We start from the raw sequence: 9602 nt of genomic DNA, 5'->3' as shown, positions 1-9602 counted from the left end.
CCACGCTGCTGCGCATCGTGGCCGGCCTGATGCGCCAGAGCGGCGGCCAGGTGCGCATCGGCGGCGAGGTGGTCGACGCGCTGCCGACCAACGAACGCGGCGCGGGCATCGTGTTCCAGAACTACGCGCTCTTTCCCCACATGACGGTGCTGGCCAACGTGGCGTATGGCCTTCGCGCCCGCGGCGTGGTGGCGGCCGAGGCCCGCGCCACCGCCGAGCGCATGCTGGCCATGGTGCAGATGAGCGCCTTCGCCCAGCGCCACCCGCGCGAACTCTCGGGCGGCCAGCAGCAGCGCGTGGCCCTGGCCCGCACGCTGGCCGTGCAGCCGCGCGTGCTGCTGCTGGACGAGCCCTTCGCCGCACTCGACAAGAACCTGCGGCTGGACATGCAGATCGAGATCCGCCGCATCCAGCGGGAGCTGGGCATTACCACCATCCTGGTCACGCACGACCAGGAAGAAGCCATGTCCATGGCCGACCGCATCGCCGTGATGCATGCCGGCCGCGTGGAGCAGTTCGACACGCCCGAGGCCATCTACGACCGGCCCGCTTCGCTCTTTGTCGCCACCTTCATCGGCACAGCCAACCTGCTGCCCGGCCGGCTGGCCCGCGAGGGCGAGGCCGGCTTCGCGGTCGACTGCGAGGGCGGCGGCCGCCTGCCGCTGGCCGAGGCCCAGCCCTGCTCCCGCGTGGGCGCGGTGGTGCTGGCTGCGCGGCCCGAACACCTGGCCCTGGGCACGCCGGCGGCAGATGCGCTGCCGGCCACGGTCGAGATGGTGCTGCCGCTGGGCCCCTCGCTGGTCTACGAACTGCGCCTGCCCGGCGGCACCACCGCCAAGGTGACGCAGCCGCGCACGGCCGACCAGCCGCGCTTCGAGGCCGGCCAGACGGTGGGCCTGCGGCTGCGCCAGGGTTCGCCCGCCAGCGTCTTCGCGGGGTGAGCGCCATGGCTGCCGCTGCCAATCCCCGCCTCACGCCGCCGCTGGCCCTGGGCCTGCCGCTGGGCCTGTTCTTCACCGTCTTCGTCTTCGCGCCCATGCTGCTGCTGGCGTGGGTGAGCCTGCACGACGACACGGCCATGACGCAGTTCGGCGTCGGCCAGTACGTCAAGTTCCTGGGCGACGGCTTCAACCTGGGCATCCTGGGCAGCACGCTGTGGCTGGGCCTCAAGGTCACGCTGCTGGCACTGGTGGTGGGTTTTCCGCTGGCCTACCTCTACACCCAGGCGCCGCCGCGCTGGCAGGGCGTGCTGCTGCTGCTGGTGCTGCTGCCGCTGCTCACCAGCTCCGTGGTGCGCACCTTCGCCTGGGTGGTGATCCTGGGGCGCCAGGGCATCGTCAACACGGTGCTGCTGGACCTGGGGCTGATCGCCGATCCGCTCAAGCTGCTCTACACGCCCGGCGCCGTGACGGTGGCGCTGGCGCAGATCGAGCTGCCGCTGATGGTGCTGCCGCTGATCACTGCGCTGGCCAACATCGACGGCAACCTGCGCCAGGCCTCGCTGGCGCTGGGCGCGGGCCACTGGCGCACCTTCTGGCAGGTGACGCTGCCGCTGGCCATGCCGGGCCTGCTGGCGGGCAGCCTGCTGGTCTTCGCCAGCAGCGTGAGCGCCTTCGTCACGCAGACGCTGGTGGGCGGCGGGCAGCAGATGTTCATGCCCTTCTACATGTACCAGCAGGCCATCCAGGCCAACAACTATCCCTTCGCCGCCGCGGTCGCCATGCTGCTGCTGGTGTGCGTGCTGGGCGTGGTGGCCGCCATCAACGCGCTGGGCCGGCGCAGCAAGGGGTTCGTCCATGGCTGAGGCTTTCGTTTCCGGCACGCCGGTGCCCCCCGCGCCCGCGGCGCCCATGGCCCGGGCCGGCCTGCGCGGGCGCGCCGAGCGCCTGTCCTTCACGATGGTCTTCGGGCTGCTGGGCCTGATGGCGGCGGTGCTGCTGCTGGCACCGACGGTGATCGTGGTCATCACCTCCTTCACCAGCGGCTATTCGCTCAAGTTCCCGCCGCCGGGTTATTCGACCCGTTGGTACGAGGCGCTGTGGGACCAGTCGCCCGAGCTGATCGAGGCCTTCGTGCTGTCGCTGGAACTGGCGGCCTGCGCGACGGCCATCTCCATCGTGCTGGCGGTGGCCGCGGCGGTGGCGCTCGCCCGCCGCCGCGAGGCCTGGGCGCGCGCGGGCGAGGCGCTGTTCCTGTCGCCGCTGATGCTGCCGGCGCTGGCCATCGGCCTGTCGCTGCTGATGCTGTTCAACCTGGCGGGCACGGGGCTGTCGTTCACGACGCTGGTGCTGGGCCACGTGGCGATCACCGCGCCCTACATCCTGCGCACCACCACGGCCAGCCTGGCCCAGATGGACGGCGCGCTGCTGGAGAGCGCGCATTCGCTGGGCGCCTCGGGCGTCTTCGCCTTCCGCACCGTGACGCTGCCGCTCATCGCGCCGGGCGTGGCGGCGGGCGCTTTCATCGGCTTCATGTATTCCTTCGACAACGTGGCCGTGTCGCTCTTTCTGTCGGACGCCCGCAGCGAGGTGCTGCCGATCCGCATGTGGCACATCATCGAATCGAGCCTGGACGTGCGGGCCGCCGCGGTGTCGGGCGTACTGATCGCCGCGACCATCGTGCTCATGGTGGTGATGGAGCGCGTCGCGGGCATCTCGCGGCACATGCGATGAGCGGCGCTCGTGCAAAGGCCACCGCGCGCCCGGCGCGGCGCCAGACGGTCTCAGGGCGCCGAGGCCACGCGGTCGCCGCCCCAGCGCAGGCGCAGCGCCAGGTAGTCGTCCTCGAGCACGCCGTCGCGCAGTTCCAGCGGGTAGTCGGTGAGGTGGCAGAAGCGCTCGATGCTGTAGTCGCCCAGGTCCACGCGCCGCAGCCTGGCATGGCGCAGCGCCAGCACCAGCGTGCGCACACCGGCGATGCGCAGCGCGCCCGCGCACATGGGGCAGGGCTCCATCGTGCAGTACAGCGTGGCGCCCTGCGCGGCCTGCGGGCCGTGCGCGCGGAAGGCGGTCTGCAGCGCATCGGTCTCCGCATGCGCCGTGGGGTCGTTGCGCGTGTTCTGGCGGTTCTGGCCATAGGCCAGCACCCGGCCCTGCTTGATCAGCACCGCGCCCGTCGGCCAGTCGCCACGGGCATGGGCGGCCAGCGCCTCGGCGAGGGCCGCACGCATCCAGTGGACGTCGGCAGCCTCCTGCGTCATCGGCGACGCGGGCAGGGCGGCAATGGGCATCGGCGGCCTTCCTTTCTTCTGTTCGACGGAGACATGCACGCATGAGCAAGAAGCGAACCCTGCTGCGCGGCGCCCAGGCGCTGCTGGGCGATCGGCACCAGCACGAACCGCGCCCGCTGGACGTGCTGGTCGAGGACGGCCGCGTCGCCGCCATCGAAGCGGCCGGCACCCTGGGCAGCGCCGACCGCGTGGTCGACCTGTCGCGGCACCTGCTGGTGCCGGGCCTCGTCAACGGCCACCAGCATTCGCACGAGCACTTCCAGCGCGGGCGCACCGAGAACCTGCCGCTCGAACTCTGGATGCACCTGGTGCGCACCCGCATGCCGGTGCCGCTCACGCCGCGGCAGGCCTACCTGCGCACCATGATCGGCGCCATCGAATCGCTGCGCACCGGCTGCACCACGCTGGTCGACGACATGGCGCTCGGCGCCGCCATCGACCGGCCGCGCATCGAGGCCTGCCTGCAGGCCTACGACGATGCCGGCATCCGTGCGCTGGTGGGCTTCGCCATGATGGACAAGCCCATCGTCGACAACTTTCCCTTCCTGGCCCAGCACATGCCGCCCGCCATGGCCGCGGAGATGCGCGCCGGCCGCCGGCCCGATCCGCAGGACTGCCTGGCGCTGGTGCGCGACCTGGCCACGCACCGCCATCCGCACAGCCGGCGCGTGGGCGTGCTGGTGTCGGCCTCGGCCCCGCAGCGCTGCACCGAGCCCTTTTTGATGCAGGTGCGCGCGCTGGCCGACGAGCTGGCGCTGCCGGTCATCACCCACGTGCAGGAGACGCGGCTGCAGGTGGTCACCGGCCAGCTGTTCTACGGCTGCCCGATGGTGGAGTACCTGGACCGCATCGGCTTCCTCAAGCCGGCCACCAGCCTGATCCATGCCGTGTGGCTCAACCCGCGCGAGATCGAGGCGCTGGCCCGCACCGGCGCCACCGCGCAGCACAACCCCTGGAGCAATCTGCTGCTGGGCTCGGGCATCCAGCCGGTGCGCGAGCTGCTCGACGCGGGCGTGAACGTCAGCCTGGGCTCCGACGGCTCCTGCTCCACCGTCACCGTGAACATGCTCAACGTGCTGGGCAGCGCGGCGGCGCTGTCGAAGATCCGCGGCGACGACCATGCCCGCTGGCTCAGCGCGCGGGAGGCGCTGCATGCCGGCACAGTGGCGGGCGCGCGTGCGCTGGGCTTCGGCGACCGCCTGGGCAGCCTGCACGTGGGCGCCATCGCCGACCTGGTCGCCTACCGCACCGACACCGTCAGCTTCACGCCGTTGAGCGACCCGGTGCGCCAGCTCGTCTATGCGGAGCGCGGCGCGGGCCTGGACTTCTCGATGGTCGATGGCGAAGTCGCGATCCAGAACGGCCAGTTGGTGCGCGTGGACGAAGCAGCACTGCTGGCCGAGATCCAGCACGAGTTCGCCGAGCTGATGCCGCAGTACGCCCGCGCCGAGGCCGACATGGCGCCGGTGCTGGCGGCCATGGAACGCATCCATCGCGAGGGGCTGGCGACGCCCGTCGCGCCGGACACCTTCGCGGCACGCCTGCCCGCGCACTGAACGCACGCCACCTCTCCCTTCCCGTCTTCATTCCAACCGCGGAGTCTTCACCATGAGCACCCTCTCCCGCCGCCATCTTCTCGCTGCAGGCGCTGCCAGCGCCCTGCCCCTGCTGCCCGGCCTGGCCTGGGCGGCCGGCACCACGCTGGCGCAGATCAAGGCTTCCGGCGAGCTGCGCATCGGCTGCGAGGCCGCCTACGTGCCCTTCACCTACCGCCTGGACGGCAAGATCGTGGGCTATGACGTGGAACTGGCCGACCTGCTGTGCAAGCCGCTCGGCGTCAAGCCGAACTTCATCGACACGGCGTGGGCGGGCGTGATCCCCTCCCTGTACGCCAAGAAGTTCGATGTGGTCATGAGCTCCATGAGCTACACCAAGGAGCGGCTCGAGCGGGTCGGCTTCACGGTGCCCTATGCCGAGGCCTCGCAGGCGCTGCTGATCCGCGCCGCCGATGCCGACAAGATCAAGACCACGGCCGACCTCAACGGCCGCACGCTGGCCGTCAAGCTGGGCTCGCCGGGCCAGATCCTGCAGGAAAAGATCGCCGCGTCGCTCAAGAGCGCGGGCGGCAGCGGCTTCAAGGAGGTTCGCACCTTCGACGACCATCCCTCCGCCTATGTCGCCCTGGCGCAGGGCCGCGTGGACGGCGTGCTCAACACCCTCGCCACGCTGGCCATGGTGCTCAAGGACGCGCCCGGCAAGTACGCGATCGTCAAGGGCATGGGCGGCGACAACTGGGCCGGCATCGCCGCGCGCAAGGAAGACACCGAGCTCATCGCCTACCTCGACACCCAGCTCGCCGCGCTCAAGGCCAACGGCGCCATCTACCAGCTGCAGGAGAAGTGGTTCGGCTTCCGCATGCACCTGGCCGACACCATCCCGGCGCTCGGCTGATGGCCTTCGACTGGAAGCTGGTCGAGGCCTCGGTCCCCCTGCTGGGGGCCGGGCTGCTGACGACCCTCAAGATCTCCTCGCTGGCGATGCTGCTGGGCCTGGCGCTGGGCAGCCTGCTGGGCCTGGCCTCCATGTCGCGGCTGCCCGCCGTCCGCTGGGCCGTGCGGGCCTATGTGGACTTCATCCGCGGCACGCCACTGCTGATCCAGATCTTCCTCGTCTACTTCGCGTTGCCCGAGGTGGGGATCAACCTGCCCGAGTTCTGGGCCGGCGTGATCGCGCTGGCCCTCAACGCGGCCGGCTTCCTGGCCGAGACCTTCCGCGCAGGCCTCAGCGCCGTCGAGAAGGGCCAGACCGAGGCGGCGCGCTCCATCGGCATGCGGCACCACCAGATCCTGTGGCATGTGCTGCTGCCCCAGTCCCTGCGCTCGGTCGTGCCGCCGGCAACCAACGAGCTGATCTCACTGGTGAAGGGCTCCGCGCTGCTGTCGGTGATTTCGGTCTACGAACTCACGCGGGCGGGCCAGGCCGTCATCGCCGTGCATTTCGCCCCCTTCGAGATCTTCGTGCTGATCGCGCTGTACTACTACCTGACGGTGTCGGCCCTGGCCTGGCTGTCGCGCTGGATGGAAAGGAAGCTGCCCACATGGTGAATACAGTGCTGCAGGCGAGCGACGTCTGCAAGAGCTTCGGCGGCCGCCAGGTGCTCAAGGATGCCGCGCTCAGCGTGGCCGAGGGCGAGACGGTGGTGCTGATCGGCCCCTCCGGGTCGGGCAAGACCACCTTCCTGCGCTGCCTGAACTGGCTGGAGACGCCCGACTCCGGCCGCATCCGGCTGCGCGGCGACCTCGTCGGCCGGGCGGTCGACGGCCGCGAACACGGCGAAGCGGAACTGGCGCGCCAGCGCAGCCGCATCGGCTTCGTCTTTCAACGCTTCAACCTGTTCGCGCACCTGTCGGCGCTGGACAACGTGGCCATGGGCCCGCGCCGCGTGCAGGGGCTGTCCGTTGGCCAGGCACGGGAGCGTGCACGCGAGGAGCTGGCACGCGTCCACATGGCAGCGCACGTGGACAAGCGGCCCTCGCAGCTCTCGGGCGGCCAGCAGCAGCGCGTGGCCATCGCCCGCGCGCTGGCCATGCGCCCCGAGCTGATCCTCTTCGACGAGCCGACCTCGGCGCTCGACCCCGAGCTCGTGACCGAGGTGGTCGACGTGATGCGCGAACTGGCGCAGGCCGGCATGACCATGGTGGTGGTCACGCACGAGATGCGCTTCGCCCGCCAGACGGCCGACCGCGTCGTCTTCATGGACGGCGGCCTGGTCATCGAGCAGGGCCCGCCGGCACAGATCTTCGACGCGCCGCAGACCGAGCGCACGCGCCGCTTCCTGGGACATCTTCATGGCTGACGCCGCCGATCATCTGCTGTGCGACCTCACGGTCGTCACCATGGACGCGCAACTGCGCGTGCTCGAGAACGCCGGTGTGGCCATTCGCGCCGGCCGCATCGCCTGGGTCGGCCCCATGGCGGCGCTGCCGCCCGCGCTGGCAGACCTGCCGCGCCAGGCCCTGCCCGGCCGCGTGCTCACGCCCGGCTTCGTCAACGTGCACACGCATGCCATCCTGAGCATGGTGCGCGGCGTGGCCGAGGACCTGGGCTTCGCGCCCGCCTACACGCCGGGCATTCCGCACGGCCACGACGTGCGGCCGGACGAGGCCGTGGCACTGGCCCGATTGGGTGCGGTCGAAGCGCTGCTGTTCGGCTCGACGCTCGTCAACGACACCTACGTGCATGCCGACCTGACGCTGCCCGCCATGGCCGGCATCGGGGGGCGCGTGTTCAGCTGCGGCCGCATCCACGACGCCGACTTCTCGCTGATCGGCGATGGCCGCTGGGAACACCACGACGCGATCGGCGACCGCACGCTGGACGACGCCCTGGCCCTGGCGGCGCGCTGGCACGGCGGCTTCGACGGCCGCACCGGCGTGCAGCTGTCGGCCCATGCGCCCGACACCTGCTCCGACGCCTTGCTGGCCCGCATCGGCGAAGCGGCCCGGGCGCAGGGCTTGCGCGTGAACACCCATCTCGCGCAAAGCCGCAAGGAGGTCGCGCAGGTCCTGGCACGCTCGGGCCGCACGCCGGCACAGCTGCTCGACGAGGTCGGCCTGCTCGACGACCGGCTGGTGGCCGCGCACTGCCTGTTCCTGGACGAGGCCGATCTGGCCCGCTGCGGCCGGGCCGGCATCCATGTCGCCCACATTCCCAAGGGCAACGCCACCGGCGGCACGGCCGCGCCCACCTCGGCCCTGCGCCGGGCGGGCGCCGCCCTGGCGCTCGGCACCGACAACATGCATGCCGACATGGTGGAGGTGCTGCGTTGGGCGCTCGCCATCGGGCGGCTGCAGGAAGGCGGCGTGGACGACTTCTGGCAGCCCATGCATGTCCTGCGCATGGCCACGCTGGGCGGCGCCGAGGCCATGGGCCTGGCCGACCGCATCGGCAGCATCGAGGTCGGCAAGCAGGCCGACCTGGTGGCCTTCGACTTCCGCCGCGCCCATCTGGTGCCGTGCGTGAACCCCGTCGGCAACCTGGTCCACACCGCCCAGGGACGCGACGTCGAGCACGTCTGGGTCGACGGACGCCAGGTGGTGGCCGCCGGCCGGCCCACGCAGGTGGACCTGGACGCCATCCTGGCCGATGCGCAGCGCGCCGCCCAGACCCTGTGGCAGCGCGCCAGGGAGGGCGCATGACGGCGCCGACATCGACGACACAAACTCGCCCCCATCGCGCGGGCCAGGCGACGGCGTCGCCTTCATCCCCGCCGCGCGACTTCACCGGCTACGGCGACGAAGCCCCCGCGATCCTCTGGCCCGGCGACGCCGGCCTGGCCGTCTCCTTCGTGCTCAACATCGAGGAAGGCGCGGAGTTCGCCCTTTCCGCCGGCGACGAGCGCAATGAGGGCTGCCACGAGGTCGACAACGAAATCCGCGGCGTGCCCGACCTGTGCATGGAAAGCCACTTCGAGTACGGCAGCCGCGTGGGCTACCGGCGCATCGTGCGGCTGCTGGCCGAGGCGGGCGTGCCGCTCACGCTCAACTGCTGCGGCCGCGCGCTGGAGGCCACGCCCTGGATCGCCGAGGACGCCGTGCGCCGCGGCTTCGAGCTGTGCTGCCATGGCTGGCGCTGGGAATCGCATGCCCACCTGGCCGAGGACGAGGAGCGCGCGCGCATCGCGCGCACGGTGGCGACGGTCACCCGCCTGACGGGCCGGCCGCCCGTGGGCTGGCACACCAAGTCCTCGCCGTCGGTCAACACGCGCCGGCTGCTGGTCGAGCATGGCGGCTTCCTCTACGACAGCGACGCCTACAACGACGACCTGCCCTACTACCGCGCGGTGGCCGGCCGGCCGCACCTGGTGCTGCCCTATGCCTTCGACACCAACGACATGCGCTTCTTCGACAGCCATGCCTTCGTGGCCGGCGAGGACTTCGCGCGCTATGCCATCGACGCCTTCGAATGGCTGCGGGCCGAATCGCGGGAGGCGCCGCGCATGATGTCCATCGGCCTGCACACCCGCATCATCGGCCGGCCGGGACGCATCGGCGGACTGAAGACGCTGGTCGACCACATCCGCGGCGCCGCCGGCGTGTGGCTGGCCACGCGCGAACAGATCGCCCGCCACTGGCTGGCCGAGGTGCCGCCGACGGCCACGGAGGACCGCGCATGAAGCTGCTGCTGATCAACCCCAACCGCACCCAGGCCGTGACCGACGCGGTGCTGGCGGCCGCGCGCACGGCGGCCCGTCCGGGCACCGGACTCCTGGCCGTCACCGGCCGCCGGGGGCCGGCCATCATCGCCTCGCGGGCCGAGAACGCGCTGGCCCAGCAGGAGGTGCTGGAACTGGCCGCGCAGCACGTGGCCGAGG

The 9602-nt window shown here is 71.4% G+C and carries 11 protein-coding genes; 10 read left to right on the top strand and 1 reads right to left on the bottom strand.

The features are described from left to right. The 3 genes from NS331_RS06370 to NS331_RS06360 form a co-directional block, all read left to right on the top strand. Positions 1 to 941, top strand: a 941-nt coding sequence (locus NS331_RS06370; protein WP_058641168.1) for an ABC transporter ATP-binding protein, incomplete at its 5' end; no start/stop codon positions are given. Positions 942 to 946: 5 nt separating this feature from the next. After that, the gene (locus NS331_RS06365) at positions 947 to 1804 is read left to right on the top strand and encodes an ABC transporter permease (protein ID WP_058641172.1); all 858 of its coding nucleotides are present in this window, start codon (positions 947 to 949) and stop codon (positions 1802 to 1804) included. Then, positions 1797 to 2672, top strand: a complete 876-nt coding sequence (locus NS331_RS06360; RefSeq protein WP_242873674.1) for an ABC transporter permease — start codon at positions 1797 to 1799, stop codon at positions 2670 to 2672. The genes NS331_RS06365 and NS331_RS06360 overlap by 8 nt, the downstream gene beginning before the upstream one ends. A gap of 50 nt (positions 2673 to 2722) precedes the next feature. Here NS331_RS06360 and NS331_RS06355 read toward each other — a convergent pair whose 3' ends face one another. After that, positions 2723 to 3229 carry a nucleoside deaminase gene (locus NS331_RS06355; protein ID WP_058641167.1) on the bottom strand — a complete coding sequence of 169 codons (507 nt, stop codon included), beginning with the start codon at positions 3227 to 3229 and terminating at the stop codon, positions 2723 to 2725. Between the two features lie 41 nt (positions 3230 to 3270). Here NS331_RS06355 and NS331_RS06350 point away from each other — a divergent pair, with 41 nt between their 5' ends. From NS331_RS06350 to NS331_RS06320, 7 genes are all read left to right on the top strand, one after another. Next, positions 3271 to 4785: an amidohydrolase family protein gene (locus tag NS331_RS06350; RefSeq protein WP_082702300.1), complete on the top strand. Its 1515-nt coding sequence runs from the start codon at positions 3271 to 3273 to the stop codon at positions 4783 to 4785. A gap of 52 nt (positions 4786 to 4837) precedes the next feature. Continuing rightward, the gene (locus NS331_RS06345) at positions 4838 to 5680 is read left to right on the top strand and encodes a transporter substrate-binding domain-containing protein (RefSeq protein ID WP_058641166.1); all 843 of its coding nucleotides are present in this window, start codon (positions 4838 to 4840) and stop codon (positions 5678 to 5680) included. Further along, the gene (locus NS331_RS06340; protein WP_058641165.1) at positions 5680 to 6333 is read left to right on the top strand and encodes an amino acid ABC transporter permease; all 654 of its coding nucleotides are present in this window, start codon (positions 5680 to 5682) and stop codon (positions 6331 to 6333) included. Before NS331_RS06345 ends, NS331_RS06340 begins: the two co-directional genes overlap by 1 nt. Continuing rightward, a complete protein-coding gene (locus NS331_RS06335) occupies positions 6327 to 7085 on the top strand; it encodes an amino acid ABC transporter ATP-binding protein (RefSeq protein WP_058641164.1) in 759 nt (252 codons plus the stop codon). The genes NS331_RS06340 and NS331_RS06335 overlap by 7 nt, the downstream gene beginning before the upstream one ends. Continuing rightward, positions 7078 to 8427 carry an amidohydrolase family protein gene (locus NS331_RS06330; protein WP_058641163.1) on the top strand — a complete coding sequence of 450 codons (1350 nt, stop codon included), beginning with the start codon at positions 7078 to 7080 and terminating at the stop codon, positions 8425 to 8427. Before NS331_RS06335 ends, NS331_RS06330 begins: the two co-directional genes overlap by 8 nt. Further along, the gene (locus NS331_RS06325; protein WP_082702299.1) at positions 8424 to 9404 is read left to right on the top strand and encodes a polysaccharide deacetylase family protein; all 981 of its coding nucleotides are present in this window, start codon (positions 8424 to 8426) and stop codon (positions 9402 to 9404) included. The genes NS331_RS06330 and NS331_RS06325 overlap by 4 nt, the downstream gene beginning before the upstream one ends. Next, on the top strand, positions 9401 to 9602 hold a 202-nt coding region (locus NS331_RS06320; RefSeq protein WP_242873673.1), incomplete at its 3' end, for an aspartate/glutamate racemase family protein. The genes NS331_RS06325 and NS331_RS06320, both read left to right, overlap by 4 nt.

Origin of the sequence: Pseudacidovorax intermedius, assembly GCF_001476815.1 — a bacterium.
Taxonomy (GTDB): Bacteria; Pseudomonadota; Gammaproteobacteria; order Burkholderiales; family Burkholderiaceae_C; genus Xenophilus; species Xenophilus intermedius_A.
Note: the sequence above shows the minus strand (reverse complement) of the source record. Positions and strands in the feature narration are given on the sequence as shown.